Annotated in this window: 18 protein-coding genes; 6 read left to right on the forward strand and 12 right to left on the reverse strand. The window is 70.5% G+C overall.

Going from position 1 to position 16,376, the window contains the following annotated elements:
- Window positions 1–63 precede the first annotated feature (63 nt).
- The 3 genes from H613_RS23740 (at window position 64) to H613_RS0101435 (ending at window position 3,305) form a co-directional block, all read left to right on the forward strand.
- Entirely contained in the window at window positions 64–948 is an 885-nt protein-coding gene (locus H613_RS23740; protein WP_035735510.1) for a sulfotransferase, read from the forward strand.
- Window positions 936–2,390 carry a lipopolysaccharide biosynthesis protein gene (locus H613_RS23745; protein ID WP_051392800.1) on the forward strand — a complete coding sequence of 485 codons (1,455 nt, stop codon included), beginning with the start codon at window positions 936–938 and terminating at the stop codon, window positions 2,388–2,390. The genes H613_RS23740 and H613_RS23745 overlap by 13 nt, the downstream gene beginning before the upstream one ends.
- Before the next feature lie 183 nt (window positions 2,391–2,573).
- Window positions 2,574–3,305 (forward strand): class I SAM-dependent methyltransferase, encoded by a 732-nt coding sequence (locus H613_RS0101435; RefSeq protein ID WP_026922388.1) that lies wholly within the window; start codon window positions 2,574–2,576, stop codon window positions 3,303–3,305.
- 126 nt (window positions 3,306–3,431) lie between these two features.
- Here H613_RS0101435 and H613_RS23750 read toward each other — a convergent pair whose 3' ends face one another.
- Complete coding sequence (locus H613_RS23750; RefSeq protein WP_156925765.1) at window positions 3,432–3,689, reverse strand: hypothetical protein; 258 nt, start codon at window positions 3,687–3,689, stop codon at window positions 3,432–3,434.
- 301 nt (window positions 3,690–3,990) lie between these two features.
- A complete protein-coding gene (locus H613_RS0101445) occupies window positions 3,991–4,806 on the reverse strand; it encodes a WecB/TagA/CpsF family glycosyltransferase (protein ID WP_051392801.1) in 816 nt (271 codons plus the stop codon).
- A 125-nt stretch (window positions 4,807–4,931) separates the two neighbouring features.
- Here H613_RS0101445 and H613_RS23755 point away from each other — a divergent pair, with 125 nt between their 5' ends.
- Both H613_RS23755 and H613_RS0101455 read left to right on the forward strand, forming a co-directional pair.
- Window positions 4,932–5,948: a sulfotransferase gene (locus tag H613_RS23755; protein WP_245598430.1), complete on the forward strand. Its 1,017-nt coding sequence runs from the start codon at window positions 4,932–4,934 to the stop codon at window positions 5,946–5,948.
- Window positions 5,941–6,846, forward strand: a complete 906-nt coding sequence (locus H613_RS0101455) for a glycosyltransferase family 2 protein (protein WP_026922390.1) — start codon at window positions 5,941–5,943, stop codon at window positions 6,844–6,846. The genes H613_RS23755 and H613_RS0101455 overlap by 8 nt, the downstream gene beginning before the upstream one ends.
- 10 nt (window positions 6,847–6,856) lie before the next feature.
- On the opposite strand, the gene H613_RS0101460 is transcribed toward H613_RS0101455, so the two are convergent.
- Together H613_RS0101460 and H613_RS0101465 are read right to left on the reverse strand one after the other, a co-directional pair.
- Window positions 6,857–8,128, reverse strand: a complete 1,272-nt coding sequence (locus tag H613_RS0101460) for an ATP-binding protein (RefSeq protein ID WP_026922391.1) — start codon at window positions 8,126–8,128, stop codon at window positions 6,857–6,859.
- Window positions 8,125–8,823, reverse strand: a complete 699-nt coding sequence (locus H613_RS0101465; protein WP_026922392.1) for a response regulator transcription factor — start codon at window positions 8,821–8,823, stop codon at window positions 8,125–8,127. Before H613_RS0101465 ends, H613_RS0101460 begins: the two co-directional genes overlap by 4 nt.
- 111 nt (window positions 8,824–8,934) lie before the next feature.
- On the opposite strand from H613_RS0101465, the gene H613_RS0101470 reads away from it, so the two are divergent.
- Window positions 8,935–9,447 carry a hypothetical protein gene (locus H613_RS0101470; protein WP_026922393.1) on the forward strand — a complete coding sequence of 171 codons (513 nt, stop codon included), beginning with the start codon at window positions 8,935–8,937 and terminating at the stop codon, window positions 9,445–9,447.
- A 69-nt stretch (window positions 9,448–9,516) separates the two neighbouring features.
- On the opposite strand, the gene atpD is transcribed toward H613_RS0101470, so the two are convergent.
- The 8 genes from atpD to H613_RS0101510 form a co-directional block, all read right to left on the reverse strand.
- On the reverse strand, window positions 9,517–10,944 hold the full coding sequence (gene atpD / locus H613_RS0101475; RefSeq protein ID WP_035735515.1) for a F0F1 ATP synthase subunit beta: 1,428 nt from the start codon (window positions 10,942–10,944) through the stop codon (window positions 9,517–9,519).
- Between the two features lie 2 nt (window positions 10,945–10,946).
- Window positions 10,947–11,885 (reverse strand): F0F1 ATP synthase subunit gamma, encoded by a 939-nt coding sequence (locus H613_RS0101480; RefSeq protein ID WP_026922395.1) that lies wholly within the window; start codon window positions 11,883–11,885, stop codon window positions 10,947–10,949.
- A gap of 2 nt (window positions 11,886–11,887) precedes the next feature.
- The gene (gene atpA, locus H613_RS0101485; RefSeq protein ID WP_026922396.1) at window positions 11,888–13,522 is read right to left on the reverse strand and encodes a F0F1 ATP synthase subunit alpha; all 1,635 of its coding nucleotides are present in this window, start codon (window positions 13,520–13,522) and stop codon (window positions 11,888–11,890) included.
- 34 nt (window positions 13,523–13,556) lie between these two features.
- Window positions 13,557–14,378 carry a F0F1 ATP synthase subunit delta gene (locus tag H613_RS0101490; protein ID WP_051392802.1) on the reverse strand — a complete coding sequence of 274 codons (822 nt, stop codon included), beginning with the start codon at window positions 14,376–14,378 and terminating at the stop codon, window positions 13,557–13,559.
- Window positions 14,378–14,926, reverse strand: a complete 549-nt coding sequence (locus H613_RS0101495) for a F0F1 ATP synthase subunit B (protein ID WP_156925785.1) — start codon at window positions 14,924–14,926, stop codon at window positions 14,378–14,380. The genes H613_RS0101490 and H613_RS0101495 overlap by 1 nt, the downstream gene beginning before the upstream one ends.
- A 17-nt stretch (window positions 14,927–14,943) precedes the next feature.
- Window positions 14,944–15,153, reverse strand: coding sequence for an ATP synthase subunit C-like protein (locus H613_RS0101500; RefSeq protein WP_026922399.1), 210 nt, complete (start codon window positions 15,151–15,153; stop codon window positions 14,944–14,946).
- A 93-nt stretch (window positions 15,154–15,246) separates the two neighbouring features.
- The gene (atpB, locus tag H613_RS0101505) at window positions 15,247–16,050 is read right to left on the reverse strand and encodes a F0F1 ATP synthase subunit A (RefSeq protein ID WP_156925766.1); all 804 of its coding nucleotides are present in this window, start codon (window positions 16,048–16,050) and stop codon (window positions 15,247–15,249) included.
- Between the two features lie 13 nt (window positions 16,051–16,063).
- Window positions 16,064–16,300: an AtpZ/AtpI family protein gene (locus H613_RS0101510; RefSeq protein WP_026922401.1), complete on the reverse strand. Its 237-nt coding sequence runs from the start codon at window positions 16,298–16,300 to the stop codon at window positions 16,064–16,066.
- Window positions 16,301–16,376: the final 76 nt, after the last annotated feature.

Below are 16,376 nucleotides of genomic sequence, written 5' to 3' on the forward strand. Positions count from 1 at the left end.
GCGAGGCGCACGGAACGGCATCGCGACATGATTTGACCACTGTGGACTATTGAGGAGCACCGTTTGAGCGAGCGAACACTGCGGGAGCGCGTCCCGACCTCCGTCAAGGCCGTCGTCGGCCACTCCACGCGGACCTTCGGGCGCCTGACCTCCTCGTCCCGGATCCTGCCGGGCCTGCTGCTGTGCGGCGGCCAGCGCTGCGGCACCACGTCGCTGTACCGGGCCCTCGCCCAGCATCCGGCGATCCTCAAGCCCATCTGCCACAAGGGCGTCCACTACTTCGACACCGCTTACGGCCACGACCTCGCCTGGTACCGGGCGCACTTCCCCACCAAGGCCGCCGCCCGCCGCGTCGCCGACCACACCGGGCTCGCGCCCATCGGCTTCGAGTCGAGCCCGTACTACCTCTACCATCCGCTCGCCGCGCGGCGCTTCGCCCGGGACCTGCCCGGCGTCAAGGTCATCGTGCTCGTCCGCGACCCCGTCGAGCGGGCCTGGTCCCACCACGCCCACGAGGTGGCCCGCGGCTTCGAGGACCTCGCCGACTTCGCATCGGCCGTCGCGGCCGAGGACGAGCGGCTGCGCGGCGCCGAGGAGCGGCTGCGCGCCGATGAGGGCCACTACAGCTTCGACCACCAGCACCACGCCTACACCGCGCGCGGCCGATACACCGACTACCTGGAGCCGCTCGCCGAGGCGGTGGGCCGCGACCGGGTCCTGGTGCTCGACTCCGGCGAGTTCTTCACCAGGCCCGAGGACGCCTTCGAGCGGGTCCTGCGGTTCCTCGGGCTGCCGTGGCTGGGCGAGTTCGCCTTCGCCAGGCACAACGCCCGCGGCCGCCCCTCGCCGATGCCGCCCGCGCTGCGCGAGCGATTGAGCGAGCACTACGAGCCGTACGACGAGCGGCTCGCCGACTGGCTGGGCGGGGCGCCGAGTTGGAGACGCTGACCGCACCACGCGCCGAACCGGACCGGGCCGAGCTGCGCGGCACCGCGCGCGGCGGCCTGGTGAACCTCGTCGGCGCGGCGGTCGCGGGCGGCGGCGGCCTGGCGGTCACCTGGCTGGTGGCCATGGCGCTCTCGCCGTCCGACGCGGGCGCGTTCTTCTCGGTGACGTCGGTGTTCCTCCTCGCCGCGGCGCTGGCGCGCCTGGGCACGCCGACGGGGCTCGTGTACTGGGTGGCGCGGCTGCGCCAGGCGGGCCGGGAGGCGGCGATCGGCTCGGTGCTGCGGATCGCGCTGCGCCCGGCCGTCGCGGTCGCCGTGGCCGCCGCGATCGGCCTGTTCGCGGCGGCGCCGATGTTCGCCCGCCCCGAGCTCGTACGTCTAGTGGCGGTCTTCCTGCCGGCCTCGGTGGCGATGGAGGCGCTCCTGGCGGCCACGCGCGGCTACCGGCTCATGGGGCCGACGGTCCTGATCGACAAGTTCGGGCGGACGCTGACGCAGCTGGCGGCGCTCGGCGCGGTCGTCTTGACCGGCGCGTCGTCGGCGCTCGCGGTCACCGCCGCCTGGGCGCTCCCGTACCTGCCCGCGGCGGCCGCGGCCGGGTGGTACCTGTGGCGGCGACGGCGCGGGGCGAGCGACCCGGGGTTCCCCGACCGGGTGCAGGCCAGGGCGTTCTGGGGCTTCACCGCACCGCGCGCGGTCGCGGGGGTGGCGCAGATCGGATTGCAGCGCCTCGACATCATCCTGGTGGCGGCCCTGGCCGGGCTCGGGGCGGCCGCGGTGTACACGGTGGCGACGCGGTTCGTCATCGTGGGGCAGTTGGCGTCGGGGGCGGTCGGGCACGCGGTGCAGCCGCGCGCGGCGGCGGCGATGGCCGCCGGTGAAGCGCTGTCGGCAAAGCGGCTCTACCAGGAGTCGACGGCGTGGATCGTGGCGCTCACGTGGCCGGTCTACCTGACCGTGGGGCTCGGGGCCGATTACTACCTGCGGCTGTTCGGCGGCGGGTACGCCACCGAGACGGCGCGCGCGGTGGTGTGGGTCCTGGTGCCCGCGATGATGACCGGCGCGGCGTGCGGCGTGGTGGACTCGATGCTGTCGATGGCGGGGAAGACCTCGTGGCAGCTGGCCGACGTGGCGATCGCGCTCGCGGTCAACGTGTCGTTGAACCTGCTCTTGATTCCTTCGCTCGGCGTCGTCGGCGCGGCGATCGCGTGGTCGGCGGCCGTTGTGGTGAATAATCTGATTCCACTCGCGCAATTGTGGCGGACCTTCGGATTGCATCCGTTCGGCGCGTTGACCAGGCGGTCGCTGCTGGCGACCGGCCTCGGCTTCGGTGCGGTGCCGGCGGCGATGGGTCTGCTCGGCGCGGGGTGGACATTGACAGCGCTCGTGGCGGCGGGCCTCGCGTGGGCGGGGGTGCTGCTGCGTTACCGACGCAGAATTTAGGGGGTGTGTGGTGGGTCAGGGCGAGGCGGTATCCGAGTCCGTTTGTTCGCTCGCAAGGCGGAAGGGCTTCCAGATCCCGGTGTTGGATCTGGGAGCCCGACAACGCAGCGAGCGGGCAAACGGGCCGGATAACGCCCGGTCTGACCCACCGCACACCCCCTAAACCCCGATGGAGGATGGCGCATGGCCGCCGATTACACCGAGGTGTTCCAGGACCTTTCCACGGTCGAGAAGTACGCCGAGTACACGTACGCGCCCGGCACGTTCTCGTCGATCGTGGGCTCGCGGCAGACCGGTTGGCTGCGCGGGTTCGTGCCGACCGCGTTCGCGGTGCCGCCGGTGCACCACGACTTCGCCTGCGGCACCGGGCGGGTGGCGCGGATGCTGTGCGGCCTGGTGGAGGTCTCGCACGGGTACGACACCTCGGAGGCGATGCTGGCCAAGGGCGTCGAGGTGGGCACGCCGGGGCACGCGCACCTGGTGCGGCCCGGCCGGGCGGTCCCCGAGGCCGTGCCGGGCAGGCCCGCGCTGGTGACGGCGTTCCGCTTCGCGCTCAACGCGGACGGGTTCCTGCGGGACCAGATGATGGAGTTCGCCTCCCTGGCGCTGCCCGATGCGGACGCCGGGCTGCTCATGGTCGAGAACCACGGCAACGCCGCGTCGCTGCGGCACCTGCGCAAGACGTTCGGGCGCGTGGACGCCTCGACGTGGTTCCGGGAGCTCTCGCACGGGCAGATGCGGGCCCTGTTCGACCGGCACGGCTTCGAACTGGTCGGGATGCAGGGCTTCACGCTGTTCACGCAGGGGTGCTACCGCGGGCCGTGGGCGTGGGCCTCGAAGTGCGCCGACGCGGCGCTGGCCTCGGCGATGTCGAAGCGGTGCACCGACGTCGTCTACATCGCCCGCCGCCGCTGAGTCGTCAGGTCAGGCCGAGGATCCGACGCAGGATGAGCTCGACCCGCATGTGGCCCTGCGATCGTGGCCGATCGGATCGCCGTGATCACACCGATGGTCATCGCGCCACAGTCTCATAGCACGTCCTCACAGCACGTCGCTCCAGTCTTCTCGCTCCAGTCCGTCCGAGAGCGAGGAGGCGAATCGCTCACTCTGGCTCCGTAGGTCGGCCACGGCCGCGTGAGTTCCCATGGCGGATCTGGACTCGGTCCAGAACTCCGATTCCTCGGCGACATCGAGTGCGTGCTCGACGACATCGGCCATGGTCAGATGGCGGTCCTCCGCCAACTTGGCGATCCGGTCACGGAGCTCCACCGAAACTTTGATCGCAGCTGAACCGCCCATGTCGAAAGTATGCCTCTGAGTGTGCGCGGAGCGCCAGGTCTGTCCTGTGGATCAGGGCGAGGTGGTATTCGAGTCCGCTTGTTCGCTCGCGATGCCGCTTTACGGCTCGCAAGCACCCTTGGCGAAGCTTGCAAGCCGTAAAGCGGCACTGCCGAGAGGGCGGAGGGGCGCCCAGATACCGGTGTTGTATCTGGGCGCCTCGACAACGCAGTCTTTATACAGAGCGCGATCTCGGGCGGGGGCGGGCGACGGGCGGGCCGAATGGGCCGGATAACGACCGGTCTGATCCACAGGACAGACCTTAGGAGCGGCGCGAGCGAGCGGCCTCGGCGAGGAGGCGCAGGGCTTCGGGGACGTCGTCGAGGAGGTAGCGGCGGGCGAGGCGGCCCGGTTCGGAGGCCAGGCGGAACAGCCACTCGGTGCCGCTGCGCCGCATCCACTCCGGGGCCCGGCGCCGGTATCCGGCGATGAAGTCGATGCTCGCGCCGCAGCCGAGGAACCACGCGCGCGGCGCCACCGCGCCCAGGCGCGCCATCACCTGCTCCTGCTTGGGGAAGCCCAGGCCCACGTACACCAGGTCGGGGGCCGCCGCGTCGAGGCGGTCGACCAGTGCGCTCCAGTGCGAGTCGTCGTGTTCGAAGCCCATCGGCGGGCACCACGCGCCGACGGCCTTCAGGCCCGGGTAGCGCTCCTCCAAGACCGCCGCGGCCCGCTCGGTGGGACGCGCCGCCCCGTCGGGAGTGCCGCCCAGCAGCGCGATCCGCAGGCCGCGCTCGGAGGCCGCCACCGACAGGCTCCACACCAGGTCGGACCCGGCCACCCGCTCGGGCAGCGGCGTCCCGGCGAGCCTGGAGGCCCACACCAGGGGCGCGCCGTCGGCCACGACGAGGTCCGCGGCCTCGATGAGGGCGCGCAGTTCGCTGCTGCGCCTGGCGGCGGCCACGATGTCGACATTGGGCGTCACGATCTGCCCGCCGCGGCCGGACTCGAGCGCGTCGAGCACGCGGGCCACGGCCTGTTGTTCGTCGACTCGGTCGATGCCGATGCCGCCCAGTCGAATTCGAGGCGGTGCCGCGTCACCGCGCCCGCCGTGCCCCGCAGGGCCGAACCGCTCCATGCCATCAGACGGTAAGGGCCCGGGCCGCACTTTCCGGGTTTTTTCACTTCAGGGCGTGTCCTCGACCCCACCCAGCATCGTTATACCCGTACCGGAACCGTCCGATCGAGAGGGATGAGGCAGCAGTGAGCGTCAAGATCGCCGACACGGCCGAGCAGTCCGATGACCCCGTCAGGGTGGTGTTCATCGGTGGTCTGGGTCGCAGCGGCACGACGCTCCTGGAGCGGCTGCTGGGGCAGCTGCCGGGCGTGATGCCGCTGGGCGAGATCACCCATCTGTGGGAGCGGGACCTGCTCGGCAACGAGATGTGCGCCTGCGGGGCGACGTTCTCGTACTGCGAGTTCTGGCAGCGGGTCGGCGGGGCCGCGTTCGGGTCCTGGGACGAGGTCGACGTGGAGCGCCTGGGCGCCCTCAAGGCCACTGTGGACCGAACTCGGCACATCCCGGCGCTCGCCGCGAAGAAGCTCGCCCCCGCCCAGCACCAACTGGTCCGCGAGTACGTCTCCTATTTCGAGCGGGTCTACCGGGCCGCGGCCGCCGACACGAACGCCCGCGTCATCGTCGACTCCTCCAAGCACGCCTCCCTGGCGTACTGCCTGCGATGGTCGCCGAACATCGACCTGCGGGTGCTGCACGTCGTGCGCGACTCCCGCGGCGTGGCCTACTCGTGGACGAAGCAGGTGCGGCGCCCCGAGTCGCCCACCGGCGACCAGATGACCCGCTACTCCCCCGCCAAGGCCGCGATGCTGTGGAACGCGCAGAACGCCGCGTTCAGCCTGCTCGCCAGGCGCGGCGTGCCGGTGCGGCGCGTGCGCTACGAGCGGGTCATCGAGCGCCCGCGCCGGGTCATCGCCTCCCTGGCCCGCTTCTGCGGGCTCGACCTGGTCGAGTCCGACCTCAACTTCATCGGCCCCGGCTGGGCCGACCTGGGCCCGAGCCACTCGGCCGCCGGGAACCCGATGCGGTTCACCGTCGGGCGCATCCCCATCCGGCCGGACGAGGCGTGGGCCGAGGACATGGCACACGGCACCCGCCGGATGGTGTCGACGCTGACGCGCCCGCTCCTGGGCCGCTACGGCTACCTCGCCGAGGACGAGCGGGTGCCCGAAGAGCTCCCCGCGGAGGTGGCCGCGCGTGAGTGAGTGGCCCTCGATCGGGGTGGTCATCCCGACGCACGACCGGCCGCGGCAGGTGCGGGCGGCGCTGCGCTCGGTGCTGACCCAGTTCTACCCGGGGCGGATCGAGGCGGTCGTCGTCTTCGACCGCGCCAAGCCCGACGAGGAGCTCGCGGCCGATGGGGAGCGTCCGGTGCGGGTGGTCAAGAACGAGCGCACGCCCGGGCTGGCCGGGGCCCGCAACACCGGGATCGCAGCGCTGGAGACCGACCTCGTGGCCTTCCTCGACGACGACGACGAGTGGCTGCCGGGCAAGCTGCCCGCGCAGGTGGCCGCGCTGGGCACCGACGCGGAGATGTGCACGACGGCCATCGAGGTCGACTACCGGGGGCGGCGCAACGCGCGCCTGGCCGAGCGGACGGCCGTGCGGCACGCGGACCTGCTCAGGTCGCGGATGATGATGCTGCACTCCTCCACGTTCGTCTTCCGCCGCTCGGCGCTCATGGGCGGCCTCGGGCTCGTCGCCGAGGACGCGCCCGGCAGCCAGAACGAGGACTGGGACATGCTGCTGCGGGCGGCCAGGCGCCGCCCGATCGCGCACGTCGACACGCCGCTGGCGCTCGTCAACTGGGCCGGATCGCACTTCGAGACCCGTTGGGACACCAAGATCTCCTCGCTGCGGTGGATCCTGGACCGGCACCCGGAGATCCACGGCAGCCCCGAGGGCTCGGCCCGCGTCTACGGACAGATAGCCTGCTGGCACGCCGCGATCGGCGACCGCAGGGAGGCGCTGCGCTGGGCGCTCAAGGCGGCGCGGTCGAACCCGGGCGAGCCGCGGGCGGCCGTCGCCGCCGCCGCGGCGGCCGGGCTCGTCGGCGTCCCGACGGTCATGGCGGCGCTCCACCGCCGCGGACGCGGCATCTGAGCGCTCTCGTTCACGGCGCGCCCAGTTCGAGGCCGATGAGCGCGCCGGTGCCGCCCGGCCCCTGCCCGAAGGCGATGCGCCCGCCCGAGGACGCGGCCGCGCGGCGGGCGATGTCGAGCCCCAGGCCGGTCGAGCCGCCGCCGCTGCGCCCGCGCTCGAACAGCGCCGGGTCCGGCGGCCCCGGACCCTCGTCGGCCACGTCGACCACGGCCCCGCCGCCCTCGCGCGGGCGCAGCCGCACCGCGAACGCGGTCCCGTCCGGGGTGTGGGCGAAGACGTTGGCCAGCAGCGCGTCCATCGCCGCGGCCAGTTCCTCGGCCGAGAGCCGCACCGGCAGTGGCCCCGGATCCAGGTCGGCGCGGCATTCGCGGTCGGTGTCCTCGGCGAGGGCCGACCAGAACTCGACGCGCTCGGCCACCACGGCCGCCGCGTCGCATGCGGCGCCCGAAGCGCCGGGGTTGCGGGCGTCGCGGATCGCGGCGCCCACAGCCCGCTCGACCTCGCCGACGGCCTGGTCGACGGTCTCGCGCTCGGACGAGTCCGCGAGCGCCTCGGCCTCCAGGCGCAGCACCGTCAGCGGCGTGCGCAGCCGGTGCGAGAGGTCGGCGACGCGCTCGCGCTCGGCTTCGAGGAGGTCCTTGATGCGGTCGGCGAGCGTGTTGAGGGCGGTGCCGACGTTCCGTGCCTCGGGCGGTCCCGAGGCGGCGGCCCTGGCCTCCAGGTCGCCGCTCGCGAGGCGGTTCGAGACGGCCTCCAGGTCGGCGAGCGGCACCAGCAGCACCCGCGCCATGCGCGCGGCCAGGAGCAGCCCGAAGCCCAGCAGCGCCACCGCGATCGCGCCGAGCAGCAGCCACGACCGGCCGACGCCCTCCATCAGGTCCGCATCGTCCACGTAGACGCGGATGACCGCGGTGGCGCCCTCGCGGTTCTGCACGCCGAAGAGGATCTCGCGGCCGCCGTCGACCTCGGCGGTCAGCGAGCGGCCGATCGCGGCGAGCTCGACGGCCGCCGAGCGCGGCGCCTCGGCGCCGATGACGGTGCCGTCGGGCCAGAACACGGTGATCGGGTGGTCGTAGGAGACGTTGGCGCCCTGGAGGTAGGTCGCGACGTCGGCCTTGTCGCCGGTGGCGACGGCGGTGGTGAGCAGCTGCGCCTCCTGCGAGGCGGCGGCGACGGCCCGTTCGGCGGCGGTGTTGCGCAGCAGGATCGCCGTCGGGATCGCGAACGCCAGCAGAATGAGCGTCGTCGTCGCGGCCACCAGGAGCGTCAGCCTCGCCCTCATGAGGCGTCCCCTTCGCCGGGGTCGACGAGCTTGACGCCGACGCCGCGCACGGTGTGCAGCAGCCGCGGACGCTGCGCGGTCTCGCCGAGCTTGCGGCGCAGCCACGCCAGGTGCACGTCGACGGTCTTGTCCGCGCCGCCGAACGGCAGGTTCCACACGTCGGTGAGCAGCTGCCGCTTCGCGACGACCTCCCCGGCGCGGGAGGCCAGGTAGTGGAGCAGGTCGAACTCCTTGGGGCTCAGTTCGAGCGCGCGGCCGTCGAGGTGGGCCGACCGGCCCCTCGGGTCGATCCGCAGCGGCCCGACCGCGACCGCCTGTTCCGCTTGGGCGCCCGATGCGGAGCGTCGCAGCACCGCCTGGATGCGCGCGTCCAGCTGCCTGGCCGTGAACGGCTTCACCACGTAGTCGTCGGCGCCCGCGCCGAGCGCCCGCACGATCTCGTCCTCGTCGTCGCGGGCGGTCGCGACGATCACCGGCACGTCGGAGACGCCGCGCAGCATCCGCAGCATCTCGCCGCCGTCGAGGTCGGGCAGGCCGAGATCGAGCACCACCAGGTCGGGCCGGTGGTCGACGGCGGCCCGCAGCCCGGTCATCGCGTCGGGCGCGGAGGCGACCTGGTGGTCGAGGTCCCGCAGTGCCCGCAGGAGTGCGGTGCGGACGCGCTCGTCGTCTTCGATCAGGAGCAGCTGGGCCATGCAGGGACTCTATGCCGCCCCGGCGGCGCCGGTCCACTGCCGAGGGCGGCGCGGCGGGGACTTAAGGGCCCCTTATCGCTTTCTTAACGCCGGTGGCGGCAAGCTGGGACCATGCGACAGAAGTGGGTGGTGGCCGGTTGGGCGAGCGCGGCGGCGGTGGCCGTGGCCGCCGGGATCGGGGCGGTGGCGCTGGCGCAGGGCGGCACGCTCGACCCCGCGTCCGAGCCGATGACGCAGGAGGAGGCGCTCAGGGAGCTGGAGCAGGCGCAGTCGGCCACGCCGGGCACGTCGTCCTCCCCCGAAGTCTCGCCCACGCCCACCGGGGAGCTGGAGACGGCGCCCTCGGACGGGGCGGGCACCAACGAGCAGGTCATCGCCGTCGACGGCGGCACCGTCATGGCCCGCTGCGGCGCCGACGGCCGAATCGAGCTGGTGTGGTGGTCGGCCGCTCAAGGCTGGCGGATCTCGTCGGTCGACCCCGGCCCCGACGAGGACGCCGAGATCGAGTTCGAGGGCGACAGCGACGACGACGGCGAGGCCGAGTACACGATCGCCTGCGTCGACGGCAGCCCGCAGGCCAGCGCGCACGCCGACGGCGACGATGACGACGGCGGAGGCGACTGAGCCACGAGACACTGCGGCCCCCGACCTCGCGCGAGGTCGGGGGCCGCAGTCGTTGCTCCGTTGCGGGCCTCAGGCCTTCTTGCGGAGCTCCTCTTCGTTCTTGTGGAGGTCGTCGAGACCACCGCACATGAAGAACGCCTGCTCGGGGAAGTGGTCGTACTCGCCCTCGGCGATCTTCTTGAACGCCTCCACGGTCTCCTTCACCGGGACGAAGGAACCTTCGACGCCGGTGAACTGCTTGGCCGCGTAGGTGTTCTGCGACAGGAACCGCTCGATGCGGCGGGCCCGGCCGACGACGAGCCGGTCCTCTTCGGACAGCTCGTCCATGCCGAGGATGGCGATGATGTCCTGCAGCTCGTTGTACTTCTGCAGGATCTGCTTCACCTGGCTGGCCACGGCGTAGTGCTCGCTGCCGACCACCTCGGGCTCGAGGATGCGGGAGTTCGACGCCAGCGGGTCGACCGCCGGGTAGATGCCCTTGTCGGAGATCTTCCGCTCCAGGTTCGTCGTCGCGTCCAGGTGGGTGAACGCGGTGAACGGCGCCGGGTCGGTGTAGTCGTCCGCGGGGACGTACACGGCCTGCATCGAGGTGATGGCCTTGCCGCGCAGCGAGGTGATGCGCTCCTGGAGCTCACCCATCTCGTCGGCCAGGGTCGGCTGGTAGCCCACCGCCGAGGGCATGCGGCCCAGCAGGGCCGAGACCTCGGAGCCGGCCTGGGTGAACCGGAAGATGTTGTCGATGAAGAGCAGCACCTCCTGGTTCTTGACGTCCCGGAAGTACTCGGCCATCGTCAGGGCCGACAGGGCGACGCGGAGGCGCACCCCCGGCGGCTCGTCCATCTGGCCGTACACCAGGGAGGTCTTGTCCAGCACGCCGGACTCGTCCATCTCCGCGATGAGGTCGTTGCCCTCACGGGTGCGCTCGCCGACACCGGCGAACACGGACGAACCGCCGAAGTTCTGGGCGACGCGGATGATCATCTCCTGGATGAGCACCGTCTTGCCCACGCCGGCGCCGCCGAACAGGCCGATCTTGCCGCCCTTGACGTACGGGGCGAGCAGGTCGATGACCTTGATGCCGGTCTCCAGCATCTCGGTCTTCGGCTCCAGCTGCGCGAACGCGGGGGCGTGGCGGTGGATCTCCCAGTAGTCGTCGGCCTGGAGCTCCTGGCCCTCTTCGAGGTTGAGGCACTCGCCGATGGCGTTGAAGACCTTGCCCTTGATGCCGTCGCCGACGGGCACCTTGATCTGCGAGCCGGTGTCGCGCACCTCGGTGCCGCGGACCAGGCCGTCGGTCGGCGCCATGCAGATCGCGCGGACCTGGTTGTCGCCCAGGTGCTGGGCCACCTCCATGGTCAGCGTGTTCTTCTCGCCGCCGTACTCGATGTCGGTGTGCAGCGCGTTGTAGATCTCCGGGATGGCGTTGCGCGGGAACTCGACGTCGACGACCGGCCCGATGACCCGTACGACGCGTCCCACTCCATCAGTGTCAGTCATCGTCACTCTCTTCCTGCGGAGGAAAGGGCACTGGCCCCGCCCACGATTTCGCTGATCTCCTGCGTGATCGCCGCCTGCCGCGCCGCGTTCGCGCTCCGCCGCAGGGTCTTGATCAACTCTTCGGCGTTGTCGGTCGCCGCCTTCATGGCCCTGCGCCTGGACGCCAGCTCGCTGGCCGCGGCGTCGATCAGCGCCGCGTAGATGCGAGTCGTCAGGTACTTCGGCAGCAGCGCGTCCAACAGCACCTCGGCGTCCGGCTCGAACTCGTAGTCGGGGAGCAGCGTGCCCTCTTCGAGCTCGTGCTCCTCGACCTCCTCGACCTCGAGGGGCGCCAGCTGGCGCGGTTCGGGGGTCTGCGTCAGCAGCGAGACGAACCTGGTGTGGACGATGTGCAGTTCGTCCACTCCGAGGATACCGTCTTCACCCGGTCCGTCGTCCCCATCGTCGGCGCCGGCCATGAACGCCGCGAGCAGCGTCCTGGTGATCTCCTGGGCGTCGGCGACCCTCGGCACGTCGGAGAACCCGGTCCACGACGCCTCGACCGGGCGGTCGCGGAACTGGAAGTAGCGCACGCCGTTGCGTCCGGTCACGTACAGCACCGGCACCTTGCCCTCTTCGGTCAGGCGCGTGATGAGCTGCTCGGCGTTGCGCAGGAGGTTCGCGTTGTACGCTCCGCACATGCCCTTGTCGGACGTGACCAAGAGCACACCGGCGCGCCTCGGGCGCTCCCGCGGCTGGAGCAGCGGGTGGTCGACCGAGGCGTTGGACGCCAGTGAGGTCATGACGCCGGTCATGGCGCGGGCGTACGGCAGCGACGCCTCCACCCGCTCCTGGGCCTTGGCGATGCGGCTCGTGGCCACCAGTTCCATCGCCTTGGTGATCTTCTTGATGGACTGGGTGGACTTGAGCCGCTGCCGCAGCACTCGAAGCTGCGCTGACATGGCTAACCCCTCTTGACGCGCTTGACGGTCTCGACGTCGACGTCGCCCTCGAGCGCTTCCTCGGGCGCCTCGTTCAGGTGGATGTCGTCGGCCGCGGCCTTGAACATCTTCTTGAACTTGGCGACGGCGCTCTTCAGGCTCTCCTCGATGTCGCCTTCGACCTTGGTCTTGCCCTCGCCGAGCGTCGCGACGATGTCGGCGTGGTTCGACCGCATGTAGGACAGGAACTCGGACTCGAAGCGGCGGACCTCGCCGACCGGGACGTCGTCGATCGAACCGGAGACGCCGATCCAGATGGCGATGGTCTCCTCGCCCATCGGGTACGGCTCGGCCACGCCCTGCTTGAGCAGTTCGACCATGCGCAGACCGCGTTCGAGCTGCGCCTTGGACGCCGCGTCGAGGTCCGAGGCGAAGGCCGCGAAGGCCTCCAGCTCGCGGTACTGGGCCAGGTCGAGTCGCAGCGAACCGGCGACCGAGCGCATGCCCTTGGTCTGGGCGGCGCCACCGACACGGGAGACGGACGTGCCGACGTTGATCGCCGGACGCACACCCGAGTTGAACAGGCCCTCTTCGAGGAAGACCTGGCCGTCGGTGATCGAGATGACGTTGGTCGGGATGAACTGCGAGATGTCGCCGGCCTTGGTCTCGATGATCGGCAGACCGGTCATCGAGCCCGCGCCGAGCTCGTCGGAGAGCTTCGCGCAGCGCTCCAGCAGGCGCGAGTGCAGGTAGAACACGTCGCCGGGGAAGGCCTCGCGGCCCGGCGGGCGGCGCAGCAGCAGCGAGACGGTGCGGTAGGCCTCGGCCTGCTTCGACAGGTCGTCGAAGACGATGAGGACGTGCTTGCCCTGGTACATCCAGTGCTGGCCGATGGCCGAACCGGTGTAGGGGGCCAGGTACTTCAGGCCCGCCGGCTCGTCGGCGTTGGCCGCGACGATGGTGGTGTACTCCATCGCGCCGTGGGCCTCCAGCATCGACTTGATGCCCGCGACGGTCGTGCCCTTCTGGCCGACGGCGACGTAGATGCAGCGCAGCTGCTTCTTCGGGTCGCCGGACTCCCAGTTGGCGCGCTGGTTGATGATCGTGTCGATGCAGACCTGCGTCTTGCCGGTCTTGCGGTCGCCGATGATGAGCTGGCGCTGGCCGCGCCCGATCGGGGTCATCGAGTCGATCGCCTTGATGCCGGTCTCGACCGGCTCGGACACCGACTGGCGATCGATGACGTTGGGGGCTTGGGCTTCGAGCTCGCGCTCGGTCTCGGTCTCGATCTCGCCGAGGTCGTCGATGGGGTTGCCCAGCGCGTCGACGACGCGGCCGAGGTAGCCCTCGCCGACCGGCACGGACAGGACCTTGCCGGTGCGCTTGACGGTCTGGCCCTCGGCGACCTTGACCGGGTCGCCCAGGAGGACGACGCCGATCTCGCGGACGTCGAGGTTCAGCGCCAGGCCCATGACGCCGCCCTCGAATTCGAGCAGCTCGTTGGCCATGGTCGAGGGCAGGCCTTCAACGAAGGCGATGCCGTCGCCGGCGCTGGTCACGGTACCGACCTCTTCGCGGGTGATCTCCGGCCGGTACGACGAGACGTAGTCGTCGAGCGCACTACGAATCTCGTCAGAGGAGATGGTCAATTCAGCCATCTGAACGTTTCCCTTTCTGGTATTACCGGCTGGATCAGCGTCCGGCCAAGGCTTGGCGGGCTTCGTCGAGGCGGCGCGAGACGCTGCCGTCCCACAGGTCCGAGCCGACCTGCACTCGGATGCCTCCGACGATCGCGGGGTCGACGGTGACCTTGACACCGACGGGGCGGCCGTAGACGAGGCTGAGCTTGGCGGCGAGCTTGCGCTCGCCGGCCTCGTCGAGCGGCCCGGCCACGGTCACGTACGCCACGGCCTCGTCGCGGGCCGACGCGGCGGCCTCGACGAGGTGTTCGAGCGAGGCGTGGAAGCCGCGGCCGCCGATGCCGTAGCAGGCGGCGACGGCCAACTCGACCGTCACCTGCTCGGCCTTGCCGTCGAGCAGGCGCTCGACCAGGGCCGCGCGGCCCTTCGGGTCGGTGCCCGTCGCACCCAATACTGACGACAGTTCGGCGTCTCCGTCAACCAGGCGTCCGAAGCGGAACAGCTGGTCTTCGATGTCGGCCAGGGTGCCTTCCTTCGCTCCCGCACCGAGCAGCGACTCGACGGCGAGGGTCTCGCAGCCGTCGACGAGCTCGGACGGGGCGCCCCAGCGGCCGCGCACCAGCGTGGCGGTGATGTCGGTCGCGGCCGCGCCGACCTGGTCGGCGATGAGCCGCCTGACCAGGCCCTCCCGGTCGTCCGCTTCGCGGGCGGGGTCGGACAGGGCGCGACGCAGCCGAGGCTGGTCGACGAGGAATCGCGTCACGTCCAGCAGCTGTTCGCCGCACTCGGTGAGCTGCTCGGCCGTGGCCCCGGAGGCGAACGCCTCCAGGGTGGCGCGACCGGCCTCGATGCTTTCGCGTCCAGTCGTCGACATCAGCGAGCTCCGCTCGTTTCGTTAGCGGTGTCGTCGCTCAATTCGGCGAGGAACTGGTCGACGGTCCGCTCGGTCGAGGCTTCGCCGGCCAGTCGCTGGCCGATGATCTTCCCGGCCAGGTCGACCGCCAGGTTGCCGACCTCGCCGCGCAGCTCGCGGACGAGCTGCTGCCTTGAGGCCTCGACATTGGCGTGGCCCGCCGCGATGATGCGGTTGGCCTCTTCGCGGGCGGAGGCGAGGATCTCCTCCTTGGCGGAGACGGCGTCGGCGCGGGCCTCGTCGCGGATCGCGGCGGCCTCGTCCTGGGCTCCGGAGAGCCTCCGGCGGTACTCCTCGAGCGTCTGAGCGGCCTCTTCCTGGGCCTTCTCGGCACGCTCGATGCCGCCTTCGATCGCGTCCACTCGTGCCTCGAAGGTCGCCTCCATGCGGGGGAAGACGAACTTCATGAGCACGAAGCACAGCAGACCGAAGGCGATCGCGCCTACGACGATCTCCTGCCAGACCGGGATGAGAATCCCGATCCCTCCTTCGGCGGCGAGAATCATGATCGCTCCGTGTGTCTCGGCTAAACAGGAAGGATGAAGGCGAGGACGAGACCGAACAGCATCATCACCTCGACCAGGGCGAAGCCCATGAACAGCATCGGGCGGGTGACCCCGGCCGACTCGGGCTGGCGGGCGGTGGCGGTCATCCAGGCGGCGAACATGATGCCAACGCCGATGCCCGGACCGATGGCGGAAAGACCGTAACCGATGACGTTGAGAGAGCCTTCCATGGCGTTTTCTCCTAGGTGTCAGCGTGGCGTGTCCGTCACGCGCACGTTGTGTTTCATTTGTCGAAAATCTGGGGGGTGCGGGGGATCTCGTCCCTAGTGCTCGTCTGCCAGCGAGCCTTGGATGTAGAGCGTGGTCAGCAGAGTGAAGACGTACGCCTGCAGGACGATCACGATGAGCTCGAAGAGCGTCAGGCCGATCCCCATGAGCATGGAGACGAACGACAGGCCCTGGATGAAGACGTTGCCCGATTCGAGCATCGCGAAGCCGCCGAGGATGAACACCAGGAGGATGAGGTGTCCGGCGAACATGTTCGCGAACAGTCGCAGCGCCAGCGTCAGCGGCCGCAGGACCAGGTTCTGGAGGAATTCCAGCGGGATCAGCAGCGGCAGGATGAACGCCGGGGCGCCCGGGGGGATGACCGTGATCTTCAGGAACTGGCCGAGGCCGTGCTTCCTGATGCCGACCGAGACGTAGATGACCCATGTGATGATGGCCAGGACCGCCGGGAAGGCGATGTGGGAGTTCGGGGAGATCTGCATGACCGGCACGATCGCCAGGAAGTTCGTCAGCAGGACGAACATGAACAGCGTCGTCAGGTACGGGGCGAAGCGGACGCCGACCTCTTTGCCGAGGATGTCGACGGAGATCGAGTTGCGGACGACGCCGTAGGCCGATTCGGCCATCCACTGCATGCGCGTGGGAACGAGGCGGGGCTTGCGGTAGGCCCAGAGGAAGAACACGATCAGGACGGCGGCGGCCAGCCACACGCCGAAGGTCACTGTCGTGAAGACGTTGGTCAGTGCGGTGTCGCTGAGTCCCGTGAACCAGTCGCGGTAATCGAAGCTGTCCACGCCCGGGGGGAATTCTGAGGCCAGCACCATGGCTGAGTCGGTCACCGAGTCACGCCTCTCAGTCAGTGTCGGTCAATAACGGCGACATCTGTTTGAGCAGCAGGTAGATACCAGCTGCCGCACCGACAAGCATTCCAACCAAGAGCCCGACTTTGGGCAGTCCGAGCCACAGGTCGACGAGATAGCCGACACCACCCCAGAAGATGATGCCGGACAACAGATATCCCAGAGCGCGCCAGCCCATGTCTGAGCCGCTGGGCTGGGGCTTGCGCTCGGGGGAATTCCTGTCGGCCATGTCGAGATGAACTGTAACAGGGCATGCGCACGAATGGCCCATCGGGCCGGTGCGACCCCATCCCCGCTCGTGCGGT

It is taken from the genome of Glycomyces arizonensis DSM 44726 (assembly GCF_000482705.1).
GTDB classification, from domain to species: domain Bacteria; phylum Actinomycetota; class Actinomycetes; order Mycobacteriales; family Micromonosporaceae; genus Glycomyces; species Glycomyces arizonensis.